Below are 22,623 nucleotides of genomic sequence, written 5' to 3' on the forward strand. Positions count from 1 at the left end.
TCAGCGGGCTACCGCGAACAGCACACTGTAGCTGCAGGATTTCCCCGTTTGCCCGTCGATGTCGCCAAGCCGGTGGACGATTTCCCCTTCCACCGGTGGCAGATCCGCCTGAGCATCGGATAAATTTGCCCTGAGCTGCAACCGGCCGGCCGCAAACGCCCAGTCTATGGCAAGCGTTCGCGCAGGCGAACCGAGTGCCGTCCCGCCTCCGAATTCCGAAGCGAGCAGGGGCCAGACATACTGCCGCCGCTTTGCAAGCAATCCCGCAAGGATCTCGCTTGCCCGTCTCCCATCTTCCTCATCGGCCTGACGCCAGTTCAAGGTAGAGAGGAGCCGCGTGCGCACATCATTGGGGTCCTGGACAAGATCGCGCGCGTTTTCGGGAAGAGCTCCCTGAAACATTTCAGCCTGCCGCAACCGCCCTTTTATCGCGGCTTCCCGATCGTGTTGCGGGTGGTCGGAAAAGAAGTAGAAGGGCTGCGTCGATGCGTGGTCGTCGCCCATGAACATCAGCGGCGTTTGGGGGGAGAGCAGGAGAATGCACTCCAGTATATCGAAAAGAGCTGGTTCGAGCAGGGCACGCAGTCTTTCGCCGCAAAGCCGGTTTCCGGCCTGATCGTGATTGTGAAGGAAATTCACGAAGGTTTGCGGGGATAGATGATCGCTGCGTTCGCCGCTCCCCGCAAAGTCCCGGGAAGGGCGCGGATCGCCCTGATAAACGAAGCCGGTCGCAAGCGACCGACGAAGCAGGCTCTCCGGGTTCGAAACGAAATCCTGATAAAGACCGCCATCTTCGCCAGTCGTCATGACGTGGACGACGTGATGAAAGTCGTCGTTCCACTGGGCGTCTACCAGCGGTGGAGCATCTTCTTCGGGCGTCATCGGCTTTGCCGTGTTTCTTGCATCCTCTATGACAAGATACACATGCCTGCCCGTCACCTTGTGCCTGATCGTCTGGGCAAGCTCTGTCAGGAAATCCACCTCACCGCCGCCGCCGGCCAGATGGTCGGCGGCATCGATCCGCAACCCGTCAAAACGGTAGGTCTGAAGCCAGTAAAGAGCGTTTTGCAGGAAATATGATCGCACATCCACGCTGTCGAAATCGGGAGCAGGGCCCCAGGGCGTTTCGTTTTTCTGAAAAAAGTCGGGCGCATAAGTTTGAAGGAAGTTCCCCTCCGGCCCGAAATGATTGTAGACCACATCCAGCAAAACCATCATCCCCAGGCCATGGGCCGCGTCTATAAAGGCTTTGAGGTCGTCCGGCGATCCATAATCCCGCTGCGGCGCAAATTGCAGAACGCCGTCGTAGCCCCAGCCGCGATCTCCCTGAAAACTCGCGAGCGGCATCACCTCAATGACGGTGATACCGAGTCCAGCCAGTCGTTCCAGCTTCTTTTCGGCCGCCCGGAACGTCCCTTCTTCCGTGAACGTGCCGATGTGAACCTCGTAGATCACAGCCTCGTGCCACGGCCTGCCGGTCCAGTTCTCATGCCGCCACGCAAAGTCGTGATCGATGATGGTTGACGGGCCGTCCAGGCCGCCTCCCTGCCAATGTGAGGCCGGATCGGGGATTTCGCGCCCGTCGGGCAGAACAAAGCGATAGGTGGCGCCGTCACTCACATCCGCTGCAATGGCTTCGTACCAGCCGTTCCCCTCAGACCGCATTTCGTATTCCGCGCCGTTTATAACGAGCCTCGGCGCATCAGAACCGGGCGCCCAGATGCGAAAGCGCGCATCTCCTGCAGCATCGAATTGCACGCCCCATTTGCGATATTTCATTGCGTTGAACATTCACGGAACCTCCAGTCAGCCTCGTTTGATCCTAACCGGATCGCCGTCGGTCGGTTCCTGCCTCCGCACCGGGAATATGCTGATGAAAGGAACAAATGGGTTTGGCCGTCGTTCGCCGTTGAACAGCCAAAACGATGGCTCGGCGGGCATAGCTTGCCGCCCGATCGCTGACCTGAAGACAGAAAGAGACGGTGACATGACACAGGAAACCGACCTTGCCGACTTTCTCCGCGTGGCAACGGACGACGAATTATTCCACAAGATGCGCGAACTCGAAGCGAAGAGCGAGAAGGAGGGGCTGGAGGAAGTGGAAGCACTGGTGGAATTGACAGCCACGGCGATCGAAAACCGGTTTCCTGGCCAGTCGCTCGCTCCCTATGTCCGCTGGAAACAGGACCGGCTCCTCTGATGCGCGGTAAAGGCGGCGTTTGCCTTATTGTCTGGCCTGCCGCCGCTCGATACGCATTCTCGCGAATGCGTCCGGCAATATGTCGGGAAACGAAAGTGGCTCCTGCGGCTCTTTGCTGACAAGTCCTTCAAAAAGCGCCAGATATTGCGCCGCACTCTTTTCCCAGGAAAAGTTGGCACGCATGGCCTGGGCCTGGAGGCGCTTAAAGAGTTCCCTGTTGTTGAACGCAGCGATGGCGCGCTCCAGCGCCGCCCGCAGGTCGTCGATATTTGCCGGTTCGAACTGAAAGCCGGTAGCAACCCCCGCATCTATGGCGGCGTCGTTGGCGTCGATGATCGTCTCGGCCAAACCTCCGGTGCGGCTGACGATGGGCAAGGCGCCATATCGCAATGCGTAAAGCTGGGTCAGGCCGCATGGTTCGAAGCGCGAAGGCTGGATGATGAAATCCGACCCCGCATGGATCATGTGGGCCAGACGTTCGTCATAACCAATATGGGCACAGACCATTTCCGGATATCTTTTCGACAGCTCACGCAGGCCATCTTCCAGTTGCCCGTCTCCTTCTCCGTGAACGATCAGCCTGCCTTTCCGCGCGATGATGAGGGGAACAACATCGAGCAAGAGATCAACGCCCTTTTGCCAGGTGAGGCGGCTCACCACACCAAATACCGGACCCTGTGTGTGGGCAAGGCCCAGAGCCTGAAGCAGCGCATATTTGTTCAGGCTCCGCCTTGCCACGGTGGCCGACATGAAATTCGCGAGAATGAAGGGATCGGTCGCGGGATTCCAAACATCCTGATCGACGCCGTTGACGATGCCGCGCACACTTTCGCTTCGCGTGCCGAACACGCCATGCATGCCCATGCCGGCTTCCGGCGTCAGGATTTCGCGCGCATAGGTTGGACTGACCGTGGTAACGGCCGATGCTGTCGTCAGGCCGCCCTTCAGAAAAGAGATGTCGCCGTAATATTCGAGGCATTCCACCGTGCAGAGCTCGTCCGGAAGCCCCAGAACCCTTGCGCGCGAAAAAGGATATTGACCCTGAAATGAGAGGTTGTGAATGGTCAGGACGGTCGGCACCTTGCCCGGCGCCGCGTCGGCGAGATAGACACAGGTCAAGGCGGCGTGCCAGTCGTGAACGTGGACGATATCCGGCCTCCAACCGGGCATTGATCCAAGGGCAATGTCCGCCGCGGTCTTGGACAGGACGGCGAACCGGAGGTCGTTGTCCGGAAACGGATGGTCCTTTTCGCCGTAAGGATGCCCATCCCGGTCAAAGAGGTCGGGCGCATCGAGCAGCAGCAAATTCTTCTGGTCGGCAACGAGCGAATATACCGTAACATCCTGTCCCAGCACGCTCCCGGAGAAGCAGGGCTGGTGCCCGCGGATGAGGGGACGCAGTTTGCGATAGAGCGGCAGCAGCGTGCGCACCTCCGCACCCAGTTTGGCAAGCGCGTCCGGCAATGCTCCCGTCGTATCGGCCAGCCCGCCGGTCTTGATGAAAGGGAACATCTCGGCCGTGACGGCAAGAATCTGCATGAATGCCTCCGCATTTCGTCGATCTGTCATCGTGAGGAGACGCGGGGCTTCTATTGTTTGCAAAGCCTCTCGCCGCTTTAGTGGGTGTGCCGTGTCACGGGGGCAGGCGGCGGCGCTCAGAAGGACGGCCGGTCCGCAGTTCTGCCTTGGCGCCGCGGAACGCTATCGATCCTGCTGATGTCCCTGATGGGTGGTGTTGATTTTTATGTTGGCCTGTCGTCCCGTGCGGGTGGAGGCGTTCTTCTCCGTCGCAGAAGAGGCTTCCTCCGCATTGAGGCGCTCATTGTCGCCCGGGCCCTTGTCCGTTTGGTTGTCTTTCGGAATGGGGAGCGTTTTTCTGGTCATTTTGAACCTCGTTCGCATCTGGTGCTGATCGTTTCGATCGAACGACTCGAACCCTGCTTCCGAGCGATTGTTCCCGTCCGTTTCGTCGCGGTCGCTAATTTTCCGCGCGGCGTTTTCGGGGCTAGTCGCTGCGCAGGAATTCCTCTTTGGCCTGAAGCCAGTCCTGCGTGCTGACGAGGGTCAATTGTGCCGCGAAACGGCCCCTCAAAACCGTCAGCGAGGCATCATGCGTTGCATCGCGTGCGCTGCAGACGGCGTCCTCAAGCAGGAAGATGCGATACCCCAGATCCACCGCCCCCAGCACGGTTGCGAGTACGCAGACATCCGTTTCCCCACCGGATATGACAAGCGTGCCGACCCCTTGGCCTACGAGTTTTCGGTGCAGGCGACCGTCCGTCCAGGGGGAATAGGTGGTTTTCAGGAATTCTTCCGCAGGTGGAACGTAGCCCGCGAAATCGCGGACGATATCGGTCATTTCGGGGCAAAGATACTCGCCGGTCATCATCCACCATTTCTCATAATAACGCCCCCACCGCCCAGAGGCGGCGTCGGCATCCGGCGGTGGGATGAAGCGGGTGAAAATGGTCGTGTGCGGCGAGTTCTCAACCACCCGCCCGACATTGTCGATGATGCGCGGCATCCAGTCCACGTGCCATGGCGTCTCTTCCGCAAACATGCGCTGCATGTCGATGCAAAGATGACACCACCGGGGAAAGAGGCCCTCTTCAGAATTCATGGGAATGTCCGAATGATTTGTGGGTCAGCTACCGTCAGCTAACAATCCGGTCCGCCGAAAGTTCCGCCCGCACGGCCGCCTTAGCCCGGCCGCATCGACGACCCAAGGGCCTACGCCCGGCGTTGGCCGGTGCGCCTCATTCTGAAATAAAGCGCCGACATTTCATGGAGCTTGCCGGGATCGACAATGCCGCGATTATACATTTTGAGGACGTAACGGGCGAGGTCCTCCAAGCAAAGGCTGGGATCGTGCTCTCCGGCCAGGACGCTGTCATAAGCCGACTTGACCGTATTGATATCGTCATTCAGGAAGATACCCGAACTCTGATAGGCGCGATAGGCGGACAATTTCACCTCCTTGGCGGCTGCGTTTGCGAGGCCGAAAAAGGGATCACGTGTCTATCTTATACGGAAAAGAGTGGAGGTAAATGGTCGTGACCGTACCGAAGGCGCCGATCTGCCTATAATGCGAGATTATGTCTTCCGGCCACTTCGGGTATCTGCGCATGAAAGCGCGCGAATACCCGCGCACTTTCCTCCTCTGCCAGCCCGTAATATTCCTGCGCATACGTTTCCAGCGCTTGCCGGTCCCTTATGGTGATTTTCGCTCTCTCGGCGCGGATCAGGCGTTCGCTTTCGAGGACGTGCAGCGCGTCCGTCACGCTCGGGCGCCTCACCGCCAGCATCATCGACAGGAAATCGTGGGTCAACTGTAGCTGGTCGCCACGCACGCGGTCGTGACACATCAGGAGCCAACGCGCCAGGCGCTGGCTGACCGTGCCTGTGGCGTTGGCAGCGGCCGTGCATTCCACCTGCGTCCTCGCGACGTGCGAGGCGCAGATCACGATGTCCGAGAATATTTGATGTTTCGCCATCAGGCTGCGGAAAACCTCCACGTCCATAGCCACCGCCTTGCCCGGCGCCTGAACGACGATCTCGGTTAAGTTCTCCTCCGCGCCGGCGAGTGCGCCGGTGGGTATGAAACCTTCATGTCCGACGATGCCGCTCTCGGTTTTCCGTCCTGATCTGGAAACTACAACGATGGATGCTATGCCCGAGGCGAGAAAAAGCACGCGATCGATGCGCTGACCGGCTGAGAAAAGTTTGTCGCCAAGCGAAAGTGTCAACGATGTCGACGCCTTCAGCACCTCGCTCCGGATTTCCGCATCAAGAAGGGAAAGGAGGAAACCCGTTTCTTCTCGCCCGTTGCTCCGCTCCAGCATAACACTTTGCCTCGCTAGTGTCTTATGCCCCCTCCCTGCGCCATCAAGGCGGAGACAATGTTGTCTATGTCCTCTGAACGTGCGGAGAGCACAAAAGGTCCCGGTTCGCTCTCGAAGACCGGTCGGGGCACGAAAAACAGGTACGGAACGGCCTTCTCTTCAAGCTGATCGGTCAGACGAAGCATGATCTCCGCCTCGTAGCGGACATCGATGATAGCGGCGGAAAACAGCAGCGTATCGTCATTTTCCATAACGTCGGCCGGGTAGGGACCTATCAGACCGACCTGCGCTCGGGACCAGGCTTTTGCTATTTCCGGTGTGACTGTGTCGGCCGCGCCGATGACCATTATAGGGAGACGCTTGATAGTCTGCATGCCTTGCTCCTCGCACGCCACCGGCAATGCGTATCTCTATTCAATACTATAATGTCTAACTAACCGTAGTCGGTTCATTCGATTTCATCAAATATATGCGAGACGGCACTACTGTGTAGTTCTGAACATGCACCGACGATGAACGCGGCACGTCCGGATGCGCTTTTTTCAGGTCTTTTCAGCCAGAGCGGAACAATTGTGGGCACGCGGGGTTCGGGGCGTCGTTCACTCAAGGAGACGTAAATGGCTAGTCAAAAAACGCTCGATGATCTGTTTCTGGATGGCCTGAAGGACATCTATTATGCGGAAAAACAGATACTCAAGGCCTTGCCGAAAATGGCGCGCGCCGCGCAGCTCGAAGAGGCGAAACAGGGTTTCCTGCAGCACCGGGATGAGACGCAAGGCCAGATCGAGCGTCTGGAGCGCGTGTTCGAAATCATCGGCAAGAATGCGCGCGGCAAGACGTGCGAGGCCATTCAGGGCATTATTGCGGAAGCCGAGGAAATCATCGAATCCTTCAAGGATTCGCCGGCGCTCGATGCGGGCCTGATTGCCTCCGCGCAGGCCGTCGAACATTACGAGATTGCCCGTTATGGCACTCTGGTGGCGTGGGCGGGTCAGCTGGGCATCGACGAAGGCGTTCCGCTGCTTCAGGCAAACCTCGACGAAGAAGGCGCAACCGACAAAAAACTGACGAAACTCGCCGCGACGGTAGCCAACCCGAAAAGCCAGAAAGCGGCCTGACGGAAATAGCGCTGGGTCCGTCTTCCGCATTTTAGGATGCGGAAGTCGACCCGTAAGTGACGGCGCGGGCTATTTCCGCGTCCGAACCCTGCATGGTCCACGACCGCGTGGCAAATGCCACGGCGATGGAGAAATAGATGACGACAATTCCGCTGCTCGGCGCATATCCGCTTGAAATTTTTCTGGGCGGCCGCTGCTTCAATGTTTCTGGCGTGGATGAGGCGGTTCGTTTGCTGGAGGAGGAATGGCCTGAAAAGGCAGGCGTCCATTACGCTCGGGCTTTGAGGAGTTGCCGCCTGGCCATGTTGAGAAACGGCTCTTCGGCGGTTGCGAGAGAGCATTTGATTGCAGCATGCCTGGAGGCCGGTATTCCGCTTGGCCCATCGTCACGTATCGAAAATACTCAGCTGCCGCTCTTTCCGGGGACGAAAGCCGGCAGCAAAGGGAGTTTGGCGGCCGCGCCCCAACGCTGAGACCCGGAACAGAAAGCACGAGGACAAGATGGCCGAGCCACGTGACCGCATAAAACCGGAAGAGGACCTCAATCGCCCTGTCAGCGACGAGTTGGATTCCAAATATTCGCCCGTCGGCGTCGATGACGGTGACTTTCGCGGGCGGAAGCGAACATGGAAGAGGATGATGATATATGCTTTGGTTGTCTTCGCATTGGCTATCGTGATTGCACTATCTTTCCTTGTCGGAACGCATCCTGGCCGCGTATCCTGACAAGTATCCCGCGAGGAGAGGCAGATGAGCGAACGGACGGATGAAAAATCGATCTATTGGACGATTGTCGGCGCCGACACCAATACCAATGAGGGGCTGGCGCGATTGCTAGGCGCCATCCTGATCTTCACCCTTATCGGCGGCTTTCTCGTCTGGCTGTTGGCCGGCTGAACCGGCGCCTGGCGGATAGATGGAGCGATGCCGTCCGTCATCTTTTTCGGACGGCATCCATACCGTGTCCCTTAAAATTTTCCACTGACCAGGTCCCGGCCTTCAATCGAGACCGGCGTGTTTATCTCCCCGCGCCTGCGTTCCAGGGGAATGTCTACCTGGTAAGGCGCGGCGACTGTCAGCCGGAACGCTTCACCGTTTCGGCGCGATAACGCCCGGTCGGTCGCCATGACGTCCGTCGTCGAGTGACGCAGTGGCATGGCTTCGTCCACAAGGATGAAGTCCATGTGCCGCGCCTTCGCCGATGTTACCGCGAGATGACAGCTTGGATAAACAGCCTCCATGACACTGCCGACCAGAACGGCCCAGCCATTTTCATGTGCCATGATCTCACATTCGATCTTCTTCTTCATTGCCATCAATCCTCCCTTTCGGCAGTGCCTAACCACGCTTGAAGAAGCTTGTTCCCGCGGCTGGAAATGAATGCTGCCAGCAGACCGCTTAAGATCGTCCCGAGAGTTTTCTCAAAGCGCTGATAACTTACCCATAAGCGAACCGTAAGGTCGCCTGCATTGATGGGATTCTGGTTTTGCCCGGTTCGATCGCAAGGCCGCGATGGTGCCCAAGGGTACGGAAACGTACATGGCATTTCCTTGCAATTTCAAGCTGCTAAGTTGCCGCGCGTTTGGTGTCGTCGAGCGAGGGGGAAGCGGGTAACGGTTATGCCTGGATCGAGTATTTTTGCGCGCAACCGATTGCTGAGGGCGTTGGGTGAAGAGGGGTTTTCGCGGCTGGTCGCCCGGATGGAGATGATCAATCTGCCCGTGGGCTATCAACTGGTCGGCGCCAACACGCCCATCTCGCGCGTCTGTTTCATTGAGAGCGGTATTGCTTCGTCCGTGGCCCGGACGGAAGGCGGCAAAAGCATGGAGAACATGCTTGTCGGCCGCGAGGGCATGACCGGATGGCCTGTTCTGCTGGGCGCGCGGACAACGCCCGACGAGACGACGATGGGCGTCGCGGGCGAGGGGTTCGTCATCGCTGCAGCCGATCTCAGGCGCGAGATTGAACGGGACGCACGCCTTCGCGACCTGTTGCTGGGATATATCAATATCTGTCTGCTTCAGGTGGGTCAGCTTGTCCTCGCAAACGGACAATATGCCCTGCGTGAAAGGCTGTCCCGCTGGCTGCTCATGTGCCACGACCGGCTCGACACCGATGATTTGCCCATTACGCATGAGTTCATGTCGAGTGTATTGGGGGTGCGACGGCCGGGAATCACCAATGAGCTGCATATCCTCGAGGGCATGCGGGCCATTCGGGCAACACGCGGCAATGTGCGAATCATCGATCGCAAGGTGCTCGAGGAGACAGCGGGGGTGACCTATGGTGTCCCCGAAAGGGAATATGAAAGCCTGATGGCGCAATGGCGGGCAGAGATTCCCATGCCCTCAGGGCTTCCTGTCGAGAGCGTCGGCGAAGGGAACCACTTTTAAGAGCTCGCGGGCCGAATTGCGGATCACGACGCATCCTTCCGAGATGTCGCGTCCCTGAAGGATCGCCTCGCTCATCAGTTCGCGGGCGTCCTTGTGGGCTTCCTCTATGGCCTGATCGAGCGAGGCGAGATCACTTCCCTCGTCATCATCGAGCATATGCTGGCCACTGACGATGCTGAAGAAAAACCTTGGCATTGAAGTGTCCCCAGAACCTGACGGCTTCCGGCGGGTTTCCGCCCGCCGCTAACCGAATTCCCGCAAAATCTGCGCCTGCTTTTCCAGCCGCCCGGCAAGCTCGGAAATGCTCATGTTCGTCGCACAGAGATGGATTGCGCATTCAAGGAACTGCAGCGACGACCGCCTCAGGAAGTCCTGCTGCTGCTCATACACGATCCGGGAGATGCGATCGGGCTCATGGGGTTTGTCCGTCATCATCGTGCTCCACCAGTTTGTGTCAAAACCGCCTAACTTCGACCCGGCGGAATGGTTTCGAAAAATTCGCCCCGGTCGCCGGGCCGGGAACATTGCCCGGGCTGAGTGGTTCGGGATCAGCGAAACGACTGAGGAGGCAAAAATGGGTAATAATTCGCCAAGCGACGGTGCGCCTGGCACCACCGACCAATCGCCGCGCTGGGAGGGGCCGGAAGAAAACAGGCCGCGCGGCTACCTGAAGCCCAAGGACGATCCAGAACGTGACAGGGACGCCGTGGGCGAAAATCTGCGCGATCCAAGGAAAAAACGCGTCTCCGACGCGATGAAGACCAAGGACGACCAATAGGACAGGAGGAAACGATGTCGACCTCGACAAAGACACCGGCAAGTATCCGCCAGGGCGGCCCCGGCGCGTCCCATGAGAACGCCAAGGCGCCGCTGGACATCAAGAAGCCGCCGGCAGACAGCGACAGGCGCTCCCAAAGCAAGGTCTCCGGCGGTGGCGGCGAGCGCGACAGCCACCACACGCATGATCCGAAGCGAAAATGACGCCGGGTCGGGAGAAGACCGATGAAAAAGGGCAAGAAGAAAAAGAAGTGGTCGCAGAAGGTAACCAGCGAAAGCGATGCGCTTGATCTCGAGAAGGATGTTTTCACGAAAAAGGATCCCACCGGCATTGCCCGGTCGCTGAAAGCCTCGGCGGACCACTCGACACGGCGCAAGGCCAACCCGTTCCGCTCGGCAATGTCGATGCTTGTTTTCTATATCAATCGGGCAGGTGGCAAACTTCCGAAGGAGCGTAAAGAGGTTCTGGAGGAGGCAAAGGACAAGCTGAGAAAGGAATTCGGCAAGTCGGGATAGGGCGGTTTTTCCGGAAATTCATTAGTCGGCGCTGCCGCCGAATTGCCACGAAAACACCCAGATTCATTCAGCCACAGTTCACCCGGCGAGGCGCTAAATCGCTCTATCCCATAAGGAGGGAGATGCGATGCGTAAGATGATTTTAACCGCTGGAGTAATTCTCGGCGCCCTGTTGGGCACTGGCGCGAACGCCATGCCCGTCGGTCAACCATCCGCACCTTCGGCATCCCACATTCAGAATGTGGACTATGCCTGCGGCCGCGGCTTTCATCTGACACCCCGCGGCTATTGCCGCCCGAACGGACCGCGCTACGAGCGTGGCTGGGACCGGCGCGATCGCTGGGAGGGTCGCCGCGAATGGCGCGAACGTCAGGCACGGCGCGAATGGCGCGAGTGGCGTGACCGGCGGGAGTATCGTGACTGGCGAGACCGTCGCGATTATTACCGCTATTGACCAGACGAGGCCCTCCATCCGGAGGGCCTTTTTGCTTTCCTTCTTTGCGAAATGGCCCCGGGGTTTCTGACGGGGGATATCCGCCCGGACAATTCGGGAAAATCCAGGCAACTTCCGGCGTCCTTCAGGGTTTGCCTTAATCGTCACTGACAAGGAGGACCATCATGGAGATTACCAGACGCACGATTCTCGCCGCCGGCGCGGCAACCGCTTCCGCAGCCATCTTTCCCCGTCCGCACGTGGCGCGGGCGGCGCTTCCCCTCAGCCAGCCGGCACTTCCGTTCGCCGAGGCGGATCTGGCGCCGGTGATTTCGGCAAAGACGGTGGGGCTGCATTATGGCAAGCATCACAAGGCCTATTACGACAAGCTCAATACGCTGGCCGCCGGCACCCGTTATGCCGATATGGAGCTCGATCGCATCGTCGTCGAATCCGCCCGGTCGAAGGAGGCTGCGGACGTCAAGATCTTCAACAATGCGGCCCAGGCCTGGAACCACGTTGCCTACTGGGATCAGTTCGTTCCGGGCGGCCCGAACCGGCCGCAGGGCGATCTCGCCGCTTCAATCGACAAGGCCTTTGGCGGTTATGACGGCTTCGTCAAACGCGCCGTCGATGTCTCGGACACCGTGTTCGGCACCGGCTGGGTGTGGCTGACGCGTGACGACAGCGGGCTTGCGCTGATCGGCTATGAGGATGGCAACAACCCTGTCGCCGTCGGACGGCCGGCTTATCTCGGCATCGATATCTGGGAACATGCCTATTACGTCGATTATGAAAACCGCAAGGCCGAACACATCCGCGCCGTGCTCGACAAGCTGGTCAACTGGCGGGTCGTGGAGGAGCGCATGAAAGCCTAGCCGCGTTTCGCCGCCGGGCCATGTTTCCCGGCGGCTTGCCCTCAGGTGCATTTGAGCTACTATGCCGCCATGGCGGGGAGGCCATGTTACAGGAGGGTTCATGAATTACCGGTTTTCGAAACGGCGCATGGTGTTGAAACTTGCCGCGGCGGCAGTTTCTTTCGGCATGTTGGGAATGACGGCGAGCGCGCAGGGCTTTCCGGATCGAACGATAACGCTGGTGGTTCCCTTTGCGGCCGGAGGCTCCACCGATGTGGTCGCCCGCGTCATCGCTCAGAAGATGGGCGACGAACTCGGCCAGCAGATCGTTGTTGAAAATGTCGCCGGCGCAGGCGGTAATCTCGGCGCCGACCGCGTTGCCCGCGCGGAACCGGACGGCTATACGATCCTGATGGGCACGGTGGCGACCCATGCTCTCAACCCGCTCATCCTCAAGACCAAGCCCTATGATCCCGAAAAGGACTTTGCTCCGGTTTCATTGCTGGTGGTGGTGCCGAACGTGCTGGTCGTTAACCCGAAGCTCAACGTCAACAGCGTCGAGGAACTGATCGCACTGTTGAAAGCCGAGCCGGACAAACACGCCTATGCGTCTTCCGGTAACGGAACACCGCTTCATCTTTCCGGCGAGCTGTTCAAGAGCATGGCTGGCGTCAGCATGCAGCACGTGCCCTACAAGGGTTCCGGCCCGGCGCTCAACGATCTTCTCGGCAACCAGATTTCCATCATGTTCGATAATCTGCCGTCTTCGTCGGGCCATATGAAATCCGGCACCCTGCGGGCACTTGGCGTGACCACCAGCGAGCGCGCTTCATCCTTCCCGGATTTGCCGACGATCGCCGAAACCGTACCGGGTTATGAGACCTATACCTGGAACGCGCTTTTCGCACCGGCCGGAACGCCGGCCGAGGTGGTCGACAAGCTGAATGCCGCCGCCAAGAAAGCGCTTGCCGATCCGGCCGTCGCCGCCCGCATGGCGGATTTCAGCGCCAAAATCGTCGCCTCCACGCCAGAGGAGCTGAAAACCCATGTCTCGGCTGAAATCGCCAAGTGGGAACCCGTCGTCAAGGCGGCAAATGTCCAGATGGATTGATCGGGCTTGATAGACCGATCTTCCGATTTCCGCTGCGTCCCTAGAGGGGCGCGGCGGGGCTTCTGGCATCATAAGGCCGTGACCGGGCCGCATCGGCCACTTATATAGTCGCCAAGCGCCAATGTGGCGTTTTCGCATCACTTGCCACAAGGTTGCAAAAACCGGCTTGGCAAGTCTGCCAGGTTCAGCTAGAAATTTCTTTACCGCGTCAGATCGAACCAAGGGAGGCGTTGCATGACACCAGCATTCATCGAAATCCTCCCGCAGGGAATGACCAGACACTAGGTCATATCCATTCGCGGCCCGCCTTTTGCGCGCCCGACATGCGGTTTTGTTTTCCTTCACAGTCCGATTGATCTGACGGGATCATTTTGTCTCCCGCCCGGGCTGTGCCTTCCAACTTCCATTTCAAGGACCGGTCGCCGAGCAGAATGGCGCCGTGCTGGTAAAAATGTCTCGCAAGAAGCTCGATTTCCGCGCCGATGCCTATCGCCATGTGCTCGGCTTTGTCTTTCACCACTGGAGCCACCGGCCGGCGCTGGTGGGGTTCATCATCGTTCTGGTCATCGCCAGCACATTGGCCGAAGTCATGGTGCCGGTCTTCTCCGGGCGGATCGTCGATGCCATCGCCGGGGGTGATGGGGCGGATCAGGCGCTGCGCGCCTTCGTCATCGTGGTGTCGCTGGGGCTGACCAGCGTCGCGCTGCGCTGGTTCATCTTCAACGGCATCATCCGGCTGACGTTGAAAACCATGGCGGATGTTACCAATAACGGTTTTCACAAGGTGCAGCGTTTCTCCACGGACTGGCACGCGAACAGCTTTGCCGGCTCCACGGTGCGCAAGATCACGCGTGGCATGTGGGCGCTCGATTCGCTCAATGACCTCCTGCTCATTGCGCTTCTGCCATCGCTCGTCATGCTGGTGGGCGCCACCATCGTTCTCGGCAGTTACTGGCCCGTCATGGGCCTGATCGTCGGTCTCGGCTCGCTGATCTATGTCGGTGTGACGGTGGGGCTTTCCATGGGATATGTTTCGCCGGCCGCACGGCTTGCCAATGCCTGGGATACGAGGCTTGGCGGCGCGCTGGCGGATGCCATCAGCTGCAATTCGGTCGTGAAGGCCTTTGGCGCGGAAACGCGTGAAGAAACACGGCTCGGCCAGGTGCTGGTGAAGTGGGATAACCGCACGCGCAGGACATGGAAACGCGGCACGATAAACGGCACGATCCAGAGCTTCATGATGGTTTCCATGCAGGCCGGCATTCTCGGCACCGGCCTCATCATGTGGCGACAGGGGCTCGCGACGCCGGGCGACATCACCTTCGTGCTGGCCATGTTCTTCGTGCTGCAGGGATATCTGCGGGACGTGGGGCAGGATATCCGCAACCTGCAGCGCGCCGTCAACGATATGGAAGAGCTGGTGCTGCTTTCCAAGATGCCGCTTGGCGTCGAGGACCGGCCGGATGCGAAACCGATTTATATTGGAAAAGGCGAGATCGTTTTCGATCACGTCACCTTCCAGTATGGCGCGCACGCCACGCCGCTTTATGATGACTTCTCAGTCACCATAAAACCCGGTGAGCGTGTGGGACTGGTCGGCCACTCCGGCTCTGGCAAGACGACCTTCGTCAAGCTCATCCAGCGCCTCTACGATATCAGGTCCGGTGCAATCCGCATCGATGGGCAGAACATTGCCGATGTCACCCAGGCGAGCCTGCGAGGGCAGATTGCCATCGTGCAGCAGGAGCCGATCCTGTTTCATCGCACACTGGCGGAAAACATCGCCTATGGCCGGCCGGACGCGTCGCGGCGCGAAATCGAGCAGGCGGCGAAACAGGCCAGCGCCCATGACTTCATCATGTCCCTGCCCAAGGGCTATGAGACCATGGTGGGCGAACGTGGCGTCAAGCTGTCGGGCGGGGAGCGCCAGCGGGTCGCGATCGCCCGCGCCTTCCTGGCGGATGCGCCGGTGCTGATCCTTGACGAGGCAACCTCAAGCCTCGACAGCGAAAGCGAGGTGCAGATCCAGCGGGCCATGGAACGCCTGATGGAAGGGCGCACCACGCTGGTCATCGCCCACCGGCTTTCGACCGTCAGGGCGCTGGACCGTCTGCTCGTATTCGACAAGGGCAGGATCGTTGAAGAGGGCGACCATCAGGCGCTGATCCGGCTCAATAACGGCATTTATCGCCGGTTGTTCGAGCGGCAGGCCCTGGAACTTACCAAGGGTTTGGTCGCGTGACAAAGCAATGCCGGAGCAAGTGATGCTCCGGCGTTGCCGTGCCGCATCGTCGATCCGTGCACGACTTTTCCGCTACGGACCCGTATCTCCGAGCAAAAACTGATGGAGGCTGGAAACCACCAGCCTCTCCGGGCGTTTGGGGGGGTGAGTTAAGCCTGAAGGGAGAACAGCCATGGCCGAAGATGCCACCGTCACCATTCGCGCCATTTTCGAGACACGCGAGGCAGCCGATATCGCCGTCGAGCATCTGGTCCAGCAGCACGGGATCTCCCGTCCAGATATCTTCATCCAGTCCACATCAGAGCAGAACACGACCGGCACCCAATCTTCACGTGGTGACCTGCCTCGCAGCGACGCGCCGCATGAGGGAGAGATCGAGGTGTCCGCCGATATTGCATCCAGCCGGATTGCGGCTGTCCAGCGCAGCCTTGGTGACGCCGGTGCGATCCGCGTTTCACACCGGTGATGCCCCTATTCCGTACCTGCCGCCCGCGCCGCGCACCGCAATGAGGAGCCCGCAATGAGCAACTTCGAACTCTATTACTGGCCGGTCCCGTTCCGAGGCCAGTTCATTCGTGGAATTCTAGCGCATGGCGGGTGTACCTGGGACGAACACGATGCCGGTGCAATCGAGGAGATCATGGGCCGTGATGCCGGCAAGCAGCCCATAGCTTTCGTGGGACCGCCGGTGCTGATCGATCGAGAGCGCAATTTCGCTCTCTCGCAGATGCCCGCAATCGCCCTCTATCTCGGCGAGCGGTTGCAGCTTCTGCCGCCGGGCGCCGAGGGACGCGCGCTCACTGCCAAGATCGTAAACGACGCCAACGATGTGATCGATGAACTGACGCTCGACGGTGGGCGCGAGATGTGGACCCCTGAAAAATGGGAGGCGTTCGTTCCCCGGTTGCAGGAGTGGATCCGCATTTTCGAGGATACGGGAGCGAGACACGGTCTTACCGGCGATTCGGGGTTCATGCTGGGAACGGAGACACCCGGCGTCGCAGATGTCGTCACGGCCATTCTCTGGACGACAGTTGCAGACCGCTTTCCAGTCATCAGGCGCATAATCGAGGATACTTCACCCGTCATCTGGGCCTATTCCAGCCGAATGAAAGAGACGGCCCCGCTGGCCCCCCTGAGCCGCCGCGCCTTTGACGACTATGGCGACGCTTATTGCGGTGGGCAGATTGAAAAATCGCTACGGAAAGTAGCTGGCTGAGGACCGGGGCATCATCGTCCCCCGGTCAGAAGGCGACCCGGCCGCAGCTAGGGTTGCTCCAGCCTTTTTAGCGATTCCTGCGCAGTCGCGTGTCCCTGATCGGCGGCCTTGCGGAACCATGTGATGGCCTCGGCCCGATCCTGCGCAATGCCATGTCCCATTGCATACATGTTCCCTAGATTGCCCTGGGCGACGGCAAGCCCCTGATCGGCGGCTTTTTTATACCAGCTGACTGCTTCACCATAGTCGCGGGTAACGCCGAGACCCTGATCGTAGAGCAGGCCAACAGCGTACTGAGCGGTTGCGAAACCCTGATCGGCGGCACGGCGATACCAGATCAACGCCTCTGCATAATCCTGAGCGACACCCTGGCCGCTTTCGTAGCTGTACCCCAGATTGTACTGGGCGACAGCCAGCCCTTGTTCTGCTGCGTTGCGGCCCCAGGACACGGCGAGTTCCAGGTCCTGCGGAACATCCTGGCCGACCGCATAGAGATCGCTAAGGCTGCTTTGCGCTTCCGCCCAGCCCTGATCCGCCGCTTTGCGGATGTATGCGGCGGCGAGTGCCGTATCACGGTCGACGCCCAGACCCGCCTGGTAAAGAACGGCAACCTTATATTGCGCGGCCGCGCTTCCCCCATCGGCGAGCGGTTTCCACGAGCGCAGGGCGGCGCCATAATTGCCGCTGTCATAGGCCGCCTGGCCTTCTTCAAGTGCCGTTGGCGCGGTAAGGCCTGACGTGAGGGCCGCAGCATTGGCGCCACGTTCCGGCAACGGATCAATGGAGGCTGCAGATACGGTGTGACTGTTCCAGTCGGGCAGGTCTGGCAGATTTCGTGGCAGGTCCTCACGCCATACATGGGTTTGGGTCATGATTTTAATGCCGCCGCTTTCCGCCAAAACGGTTTCCGTCGCTTCGAGGGTCGATCCATCGCGCAGTGACATGACGACAGTCATCTGCACGTTTTTGCTTGCGTTTCTGGCGGCCGCCAGTTGCTCGTCGCCAAGTTGTTTGGCCTTTTCACCGAAGCTTGAGATCACTCCTTCCACCGCAGAAGCCTGTGATTGCTGGAGCGCAACGCGATCGTAGGTTTTTTGGAGGCTGAAGGTGGCGGTTTGTCCGGAGATATCTGCGGTCTCGAGCGTCCATTCGATGGCGACGGGAATGGGCGTTCCCCGTGCATATTCCACCACCGACGCCGTACCTGACTGGCCGATCTCGTATGTGGAACTATCCTGCTCCTGTACTATGGAAAGAAGCTCTGCCTCCGGTGCGAGATTATGAATAACCAGGATTGGATTGCTTTTGATGCCCTCGACAATATCGCGCAAACCCGCTGGCTGGTTCGCAACGCTGCCATCCGGTCCGACAACCGAGGTGCTGTGCAGGTTGCCGAGGATCGCATCCAATCCGACGAGTTTGCCAGGAAAGCCGTTAAGTCCCGCTTCATATTCCACCTGCCGGACGCCATAGGCCGACAGAGTGTTCCGATAGAGAGCGTTCATTGCGTAAGTGTCTGCAGCGCCTTCGGCGTCCTGAGGCAAATCTGCGCTGAGGGACCAGCGCACGCGCATACCCTCCGCATCCCGCGACAGGACCGTCATGCGCTGCCGAAAATCTCCGCGCATGATCGCTGCTGGCCTGTCGAACCACAACGACATGTCGGTGGAGGTGGTTCTATGGGAACGGTAGAGATATTCCACCCCCGTTTCCGGGGCGTAGGCGGGAACGACCACGCTGTCGGCGGCAAGAGCTTGAACCCCGCTCAACAGGCATGGCGAAAGGAGCAAAACGAGGGTCTTCCGAAGGCCTTTCATTTTAGAATCCCTTTTGTACCTGCGATGGCAAGCGGATGGTATCCGTCTCGGATTTCGGGTTTGCGGCAAACTCTACCGGCGTCAGACCAGAGCCAAAATACGGGCTGGTCCGCCTGTTCCGCCTCGGTGGGCAGGCGCGCCGACGATGATGGTCGCCCCCTTGGCCGGCAGTGCTTCCAGATTGTTCAGTCCCTCGATCCCGTAGCGCCCAGCAGGTAGCCAGGAATTATGGACAGCGAAGTCTGCAGAATTGCCCGGATCCAGCGAGAGTGTGTCGACGCCGATGGCGACTGTATCCAGCGTGAGCAGGAGGTCGGTGGCCGACTTGCCGAAGCCGGGGAAGGCAAATTTTCCGGCATCGTCATTACGGAAGGCCGGGCTTTTCACTTTCGTTGCCCAGCCGGAGCGCAAAGCCACGATTGCGCCTGCCGGAATGTCGCCATTTTCCGATATCCAGCGTTCGATGTCGCCTGCCTCGACCGTGGAATTGGCGTCCTCCCTCGCGCGATCCGTAATGTCGATGATGACCAGAGGGGCGACGAGCTTTTGCGGCTCGAGTTGATCGACGCTGGCGCCGTCTGCGCTAAAGTGGAAAGGCGCATCGATATGCGTTCCGGTGTGTTCGAAGATGGTCAGCTTATGGAGTTGATAGCCGCTTTTGGCGATATCTGCTGCCCACTCCATCTCAATGCCGGGTTTTCCATCGAACGTCGGAAACGTGGAATCGTAGGTATGGGTGAGATCGACGACCTGTCTGGGCGATTGCGCCAGAACCGGGGCCGCGAGGCTTCCCGCCGCCATCGCCGTTACACCCGCCACTGCACCCTTGAACAGCAGACGCCGTGACAGCATGTTCTGTTTGACGTTCTCGATCACGCAGCTATTGCACATGCCTTATTCCCTCCAATGAGAAATTCCCCGGTTGCAAGCGTAACGCAAACACGCAGGGGCGCAAGGCGGGAGCGTGGCCGATTTTTCACCCGTATTCACATCGCGGTTTCGCCAAGTCGGCGTCCATAGGCGGCGATTGCCTTGCCCACTGGCAGGCGGGTGTTCTGATACCGCGCAAGGGCGGCAGGAAGGTCGTCCGTTTGCCGCAGGGCGTCGCGTAGCGCCATTGCATCGCCTGCCGCCTTTGAGACACCCATTGCCGTGTGAGGACGAACGACAAAGGCGGCATCTCCGACCAGGGCGATACGCTGGGAGACCATGTGTTCCGCCTCGTAGTCAAAAATCCCCTGGATCGATGGCGTCTCCTCTACGTCCACGGCAAGCGCCATTTGCGGCGGCAGAAGGGAAAAAGCCTCTTCGCGCAGTTGCGTCCTCCGGCTGCCGGAGAGCTCGCCGCGGGGGAGGGAATGCTCAAAATGCCTGCCGTCCCGGCCCGTGAAGGTTCGGGCGAGATCTTCGGCAGGCGTTGGACGATACCAGACCCAGTTATAGCGACGCTGTCCCTGCCGGGTCTCGCCGCGCGATCCCGGCACGAGATAACCAAGAACATGAATTCCGGACGTGATGTAGAAGGCGAAACGGTCCAGCAGCAGGGCGGCGTCGGCAGGCAGTCTTGTTTCGGGGATCAGCCCGCGCCAGGCGACGTAGCCCGCATAGGCGTTTTCCGAATGCTGGTTGACGGCGCTGCGGATGGCCGAACCCACACCATCCGCGCCGATAACGAGGTCAGCACGTTCCTCCATGCCATCGGCAAAGGAGAGCGTCACTCCCTGCGGGTCTTCGCGAACAGCGTTGACGTGATGGCCGAGACGATAGGTATCGGAGAGGAGGCGTGAGGATACTCTCTCAAAGAGGTAGTCCCATGAGACCTGCATCTGCGGCGTTTGCTGGCGCTGGGCAATGTGCCCGCCGGCATCGAGGTAGATGCGCTCCTTCGCAACCACACCGATCTGGGCAACGTCTTCGCAGCCGATTTCCCTCAGAACGTCGAACAGGTCCTGTTGAGGCACCAGTCCCGCACCGCGCCCGGCAAGCCCGGATGACGAGCGTTCGTAGACCTTTACATCGTGTCCGTCCTGCTGAAGCAGTATCGCGGTGAAAAGACCGGCAAGCGAACCGCCAGCGATGCGGATTTTCAGTGGTTTCATGGCCGTACCTGCCTTTCGATATCGACCTGGCAATTGTTCGTTCTGTCTCGACGGGAGAAGGCCGGCGGATCGGATACGCCGGCCCTACTGAAGGAGAGGATGTTCAGCCTGGCATGATTGCCGGCTGGTTTGCGGGAAACCTGGCGACATCCTCGATGCTGACATTCAGGTGCTGGGCAACGAGCGCCGGCGGGGTATGCGTGAGCCAGGAAGAGAGGCTGACTTCCTGATACTCTGCCGTCTTGAAGACCGCGACGAACTGCAGGTCGGTCTTGCCGGTATTCTCGATGATGTGGCCTTGGCTCCGTTTCACGTAGCCAATGTCGCCGGCGCGGAAATCGGCGGTCTGGCTGCGCGGACCGGCGTCGAACACGGTCATCCGGCCTTCACCCTTGATCCAGTATTGCCATTCGTCCGCGTTGGGGTGCCAGTGCATTTCGCGCACCCCGCCGGGCTTGATCGTTTCGATGGCGGCGGCGATGGTTTTGGACACGGTAAAGGCGCTGCTGTCGGCAAGGCGAATGACGCCAGCAGCGTTTTCCTTCAGCGGTTTGGAGGCCGTGAGCTTGTAAGTAAAGGGGTGAGGGGGAAGTCCTGCACCGGCAACGGCTTCCTGATCCCTGGAGAGAGGTCCAGGCTCCTTGCCCTGAAAAATCCAGAGGTTCTGCAGTGGAATATTGCGGAACACATCCTGCTCGACGCCGAAATTCTTCGCCAGCAGTTCAGGTGAGGTATGTGCCAGCCAGTCCGTCAGTAGCAGGGTGCCGTATTCGGACTGGTCGCCTTCGTCGAACACAATGACGAATTCGCACCCGTCGGGACCAAGTCCCTGCAGCGAATGGGGATAACCGGCCGGAAAATACCAGAGATCGCCGGCCTCGACGTCCTGGACATAAGCACGGCCTTCGGTATCGAGCACGGTGATACGGCAGCGTCCATTGGTCATGATCGCCCATTCTGCGGCGCGGTGCCAGTGCATCTCGCGAATGCCGCCCGGTCCCAGTCGCATGTTGACCCCGGACACGGCATCCGAAATCGCGAAATCGGATTTGGTCACCTGACGTGCCCAGCCTCCGTTCTGGATACGCTTGGCGGCATTGTTGAACGAACCCCAGAAGAGCTGCATGTCGCCGACATCCGTCGCGGGCGGGCTCTGGAAGGAGGGGAACTGGTCGTTGATAACAGGGTTCTTCGGGCCGGGATCGCTGAGCCCCGCGGCATCGGCGTTGATTGCTCCCTCCGCAGGCTGATCGGGATTGCCGAAAGATGCAGCACCGGCGGTGCTGGCGGCAAGCGCGGTGCCGCCGACGGCGCCGATTGCGAGGACTGCGCGTCTGGTCAAAGCTTCCATTTCAGAACTCCTTGTTCATGGCGAGTTGCGACGAGGTACCGGTATCGTCGGGTTGTGATGCGAGCTGGAGCGCGGCAATGCGATCAATCAGCTCGGCATTGAAGAGACGGTGCTGCAGTTGACAGAAGGCTTTTGGCTCGAGCGCCTCGTACCGGTCCGTTTTTCGGGCGGCGCGGATGGCGATGCAGGACGTTTCGTCATCTGCCGGAGCTGACACGCCTGTTGCCGCATCCTCCCCTGGAGCAACAGGACCCGAAAGTCCGGCCAGCCTGTCGATCGCCTGCGGCGTGAGGATGCGGAAGGCGCTGGCCGATGCAACGTTTTCAGAGGCGGCAAGCGCCGGCTCGGTATTCCTGATCAGGAGAGCGTTGCCGGCGAGCACTGCGGTCGCGCCCAATGCCAGCACCGTTGCGAGCTTGAGATGTCGAGGTTTGCGCTCGTCTGTCTTCTGACTGATGGAGGTCATGCCCTGCTCCTCAAAATGGATGATCGTGTCGTCAGGACCGTCCGGGAGGGAGGCGTTTGACTGGGACAAGGCTACGGCGGGTCAGCGCTGCGGGCACCTATACAGAGGTCTAGTTGGTATGGCGGAAGGTCGTGGCGGTATGGCAAACGCCGGGAGGAATTCCGTCAACGGCAATGCGTGCC

General features: G+C 59.6%; 29 protein-coding genes. 14 read left to right on the forward strand and 15 right to left on the reverse strand.

Features of this window, described 5'->3' with window-relative positions:
- A complete protein-coding gene (gene treZ, locus ACZ47E_RS18595; RefSeq protein ID WP_464017116.1) occupies positions 1-1,791 on the reverse strand; it encodes a malto-oligosyltrehalose trehalohydrolase in 1,791 nt (596 codons plus the stop codon).
- Between the two features lie 196 nt (positions 1,792-1,987).
- Here treZ and ACZ47E_RS18600 point away from each other — a divergent pair, with 196 nt between their 5' ends.
- On the forward strand, positions 1,988-2,200 hold the full coding sequence (locus tag ACZ47E_RS18600) for a hypothetical protein (protein ID WP_034498468.1): 213 nt from the start codon (positions 1,988-1,990) through the stop codon (positions 2,198-2,200).
- A gap of 24 nt (positions 2,201-2,224) precedes the next feature.
- Here the strand turns inward: ACZ47E_RS18600 and glgA are convergent, their stop codons facing one another.
- The 6 genes from glgA to ACZ47E_RS18630 form a co-directional block, all read right to left on the reverse strand.
- Positions 2,225-3,739, reverse strand: a complete 1,515-nt coding sequence (gene glgA / locus ACZ47E_RS18605; RefSeq protein WP_464017117.1) for a glycogen synthase GlgA — start codon at positions 3,737-3,739, stop codon at positions 2,225-2,227.
- Positions 3,740-3,901: 162 nt separating this feature from the next.
- The gene (locus tag ACZ47E_RS18610; protein WP_044458870.1) at positions 3,902-4,084 is read right to left on the reverse strand and encodes a hypothetical protein; all 183 of its coding nucleotides are present in this window, start codon (positions 4,082-4,084) and stop codon (positions 3,902-3,904) included.
- 121 nt (positions 4,085-4,205) lie between these two features.
- Complete coding sequence (locus ACZ47E_RS18615) at positions 4,206-4,820, reverse strand: cysteine hydrolase family protein (RefSeq protein WP_034497821.1); 615 nt, start codon at positions 4,818-4,820, stop codon at positions 4,206-4,208.
- Between the two features lie 110 nt (positions 4,821-4,930).
- The gene (locus ACZ47E_RS18620) at positions 4,931-5,167 is read right to left on the reverse strand and encodes a hypothetical protein (RefSeq protein ID WP_034497819.1); all 237 of its coding nucleotides are present in this window, start codon (positions 5,165-5,167) and stop codon (positions 4,931-4,933) included.
- Positions 5,168-5,280: 113 nt separating this feature from the next.
- A complete protein-coding gene (locus tag ACZ47E_RS18625) occupies positions 5,281-6,042 on the reverse strand; it encodes a Crp/Fnr family transcriptional regulator (RefSeq protein ID WP_034497816.1) in 762 nt (253 codons plus the stop codon).
- A gap of 14 nt (positions 6,043-6,056) precedes the next feature.
- Positions 6,057-6,416, reverse strand: coding sequence for a hypothetical protein (locus tag ACZ47E_RS18630; RefSeq protein ID WP_022563920.1), 360 nt, complete (start codon positions 6,414-6,416; stop codon positions 6,057-6,059).
- 243 nt (positions 6,417-6,659) lie between these two features.
- Between ACZ47E_RS18630 and ACZ47E_RS18635 the strand changes: the two genes are divergently transcribed.
- From ACZ47E_RS18635 to ACZ47E_RS18645, 3 genes are all read left to right on the forward strand, one after another.
- The gene (locus ACZ47E_RS18635) at positions 6,660-7,160 is read left to right on the forward strand and encodes a YciE/YciF ferroxidase family protein (protein ID WP_004444481.1); all 501 of its coding nucleotides are present in this window, start codon (positions 6,660-6,662) and stop codon (positions 7,158-7,160) included.
- Positions 7,161-7,297: 137 nt separating this feature from the next.
- Positions 7,298-7,633: a DUF982 domain-containing protein gene (locus ACZ47E_RS18640; protein WP_051674194.1), complete on the forward strand. Its 336-nt coding sequence runs from the start codon at positions 7,298-7,300 to the stop codon at positions 7,631-7,633.
- Between the two features lie 277 nt (positions 7,634-7,910).
- Positions 7,911-8,057 (forward strand): hypothetical protein, encoded by a 147-nt coding sequence (locus tag ACZ47E_RS18645; protein WP_157951573.1) that lies wholly within the window; start codon positions 7,911-7,913, stop codon positions 8,055-8,057.
- 71 nt (positions 8,058-8,128) lie between these two features.
- Here ACZ47E_RS18645 and ACZ47E_RS18650 read toward each other — a convergent pair whose 3' ends face one another.
- Complete coding sequence (locus tag ACZ47E_RS18650) at positions 8,129-8,470, reverse strand: hypothetical protein (protein WP_034498464.1); 342 nt, start codon at positions 8,468-8,470, stop codon at positions 8,129-8,131.
- A gap of 309 nt (positions 8,471-8,779) precedes the next feature.
- Here ACZ47E_RS18650 and ACZ47E_RS18655 point away from each other — a divergent pair, with 309 nt between their 5' ends.
- Positions 8,780-9,553, forward strand: coding sequence for a Crp/Fnr family transcriptional regulator (locus ACZ47E_RS18655; protein ID WP_464017192.1), 774 nt, complete (start codon positions 8,780-8,782; stop codon positions 9,551-9,553).
- Here the strand turns inward: ACZ47E_RS18655 and ACZ47E_RS18660 are convergent.
- Together ACZ47E_RS18660 and ACZ47E_RS18665 are read right to left on the reverse strand one after the other, a co-directional pair.
- A complete protein-coding gene (locus tag ACZ47E_RS18660; RefSeq protein WP_034497809.1) occupies positions 9,509-9,748 on the reverse strand; it encodes a DUF6894 family protein in 240 nt (79 codons plus the stop codon). The genes ACZ47E_RS18655 and ACZ47E_RS18660 overlap by 45 nt on opposite strands.
- 48 nt (positions 9,749-9,796) lie before the next feature.
- Entirely contained in the window at positions 9,797-9,985 is a 189-nt protein-coding gene (locus tag ACZ47E_RS18665) for a hypothetical protein (protein ID WP_004444474.1), read from the reverse strand.
- A gap of 142 nt (positions 9,986-10,127) precedes the next feature.
- Here ACZ47E_RS18665 and ACZ47E_RS18670 point away from each other — a divergent pair, with 142 nt between their 5' ends.
- The 9 genes from ACZ47E_RS18670 (at position 10,128) to ACZ47E_RS18710 (ending at position 16,708) form a co-directional block, all read left to right on the forward strand.
- Positions 10,128-10,331, forward strand: coding sequence for a hypothetical protein (locus tag ACZ47E_RS18670; RefSeq protein WP_022563935.1), 204 nt, complete (start codon positions 10,128-10,130; stop codon positions 10,329-10,331).
- A gap of 14 nt (positions 10,332-10,345) precedes the next feature.
- Positions 10,346-10,534, forward strand: coding sequence for a hypothetical protein (locus ACZ47E_RS18675; protein ID WP_034497806.1), 189 nt, complete (start codon positions 10,346-10,348; stop codon positions 10,532-10,534).
- Positions 10,535-10,555: 21 nt separating this feature from the next.
- Positions 10,556-10,846, forward strand: coding sequence for a DUF3175 domain-containing protein (locus tag ACZ47E_RS18680; RefSeq protein ID WP_112766423.1), 291 nt, complete (start codon positions 10,556-10,558; stop codon positions 10,844-10,846).
- 127 nt (positions 10,847-10,973) lie between these two features.
- Positions 10,974-11,300 (forward strand): GCG_CRPN prefix-to-repeats domain-containing protein, encoded by a 327-nt coding sequence (locus ACZ47E_RS18685; RefSeq protein ID WP_022563936.1) that lies wholly within the window; start codon positions 10,974-10,976, stop codon positions 11,298-11,300.
- Positions 11,301-11,464: 164 nt separating this feature from the next.
- The gene (locus ACZ47E_RS18690; protein WP_034497801.1) at positions 11,465-12,157 is read left to right on the forward strand and encodes a superoxide dismutase; all 693 of its coding nucleotides are present in this window, start codon (positions 11,465-11,467) and stop codon (positions 12,155-12,157) included.
- Positions 12,158-12,257: 100 nt separating this feature from the next.
- Complete coding sequence (locus tag ACZ47E_RS18695) at positions 12,258-13,247, forward strand: Bug family tripartite tricarboxylate transporter substrate binding protein (protein ID WP_004444466.1); 990 nt, start codon at positions 12,258-12,260, stop codon at positions 13,245-13,247.
- Positions 13,248-13,698: 451 nt separating this feature from the next.
- The gene (locus ACZ47E_RS18700; protein WP_108081345.1) at positions 13,699-15,489 is read left to right on the forward strand and encodes an ABC transporter ATP-binding protein; all 1,791 of its coding nucleotides are present in this window, start codon (positions 13,699-13,701) and stop codon (positions 15,487-15,489) included.
- Between the two features lie 172 nt (positions 15,490-15,661).
- Positions 15,662-15,955: a hypothetical protein gene (locus ACZ47E_RS18705; RefSeq protein WP_034497797.1), complete on the forward strand. Its 294-nt coding sequence runs from the start codon at positions 15,662-15,664 to the stop codon at positions 15,953-15,955.
- 54 nt (positions 15,956-16,009) lie between these two features.
- Positions 16,010-16,708 carry a glutathione S-transferase gene (locus ACZ47E_RS18710; RefSeq protein ID WP_108081346.1) on the forward strand — a complete coding sequence of 233 codons (699 nt, stop codon included), beginning with the start codon at positions 16,010-16,012 and terminating at the stop codon, positions 16,706-16,708.
- A 47-nt stretch (positions 16,709-16,755) separates the two neighbouring features.
- Here the strand turns inward: ACZ47E_RS18710 and ACZ47E_RS18715 are convergent, their stop codons facing one another.
- From ACZ47E_RS18715 to ACZ47E_RS18735, 5 genes are all read right to left on the reverse strand, one after another.
- Positions 16,756-18,525, reverse strand: a complete 1,770-nt coding sequence (locus tag ACZ47E_RS18715; protein ID WP_464017118.1) for a tetratricopeptide repeat protein — start codon at positions 18,523-18,525, stop codon at positions 16,756-16,758.
- An 81-nt stretch (positions 18,526-18,606) separates the two neighbouring features.
- On the reverse strand, positions 18,607-19,416 hold the full coding sequence (locus tag ACZ47E_RS18720; RefSeq protein ID WP_022563942.1) for a cyclase family protein: 810 nt from the start codon (positions 19,414-19,416) through the stop codon (positions 18,607-18,609).
- A gap of 95 nt (positions 19,417-19,511) precedes the next feature.
- The gene (locus tag ACZ47E_RS18725) at positions 19,512-20,624 is read right to left on the reverse strand and encodes an FAD binding domain-containing protein (protein ID WP_108081347.1); all 1,113 of its coding nucleotides are present in this window, start codon (positions 20,622-20,624) and stop codon (positions 19,512-19,514) included.
- 103 nt (positions 20,625-20,727) lie between these two features.
- Positions 20,728-21,975, reverse strand: coding sequence for an oxalate decarboxylase family bicupin (locus ACZ47E_RS18730; protein ID WP_022563944.1), 1,248 nt, complete (start codon positions 21,973-21,975; stop codon positions 20,728-20,730).
- A 1-nt stretch (position 21,976) separates the two neighbouring features.
- On the reverse strand, positions 21,977-22,441 hold the full coding sequence (locus tag ACZ47E_RS18735; protein WP_022563945.1) for a hypothetical protein: 465 nt from the start codon (positions 22,439-22,441) through the stop codon (positions 21,977-21,979).
- Positions 22,442-22,623 lie beyond the last annotated feature (182 nt).

Source organism: Agrobacterium sp. 5Ca39 (assembly GCF_055382365.1).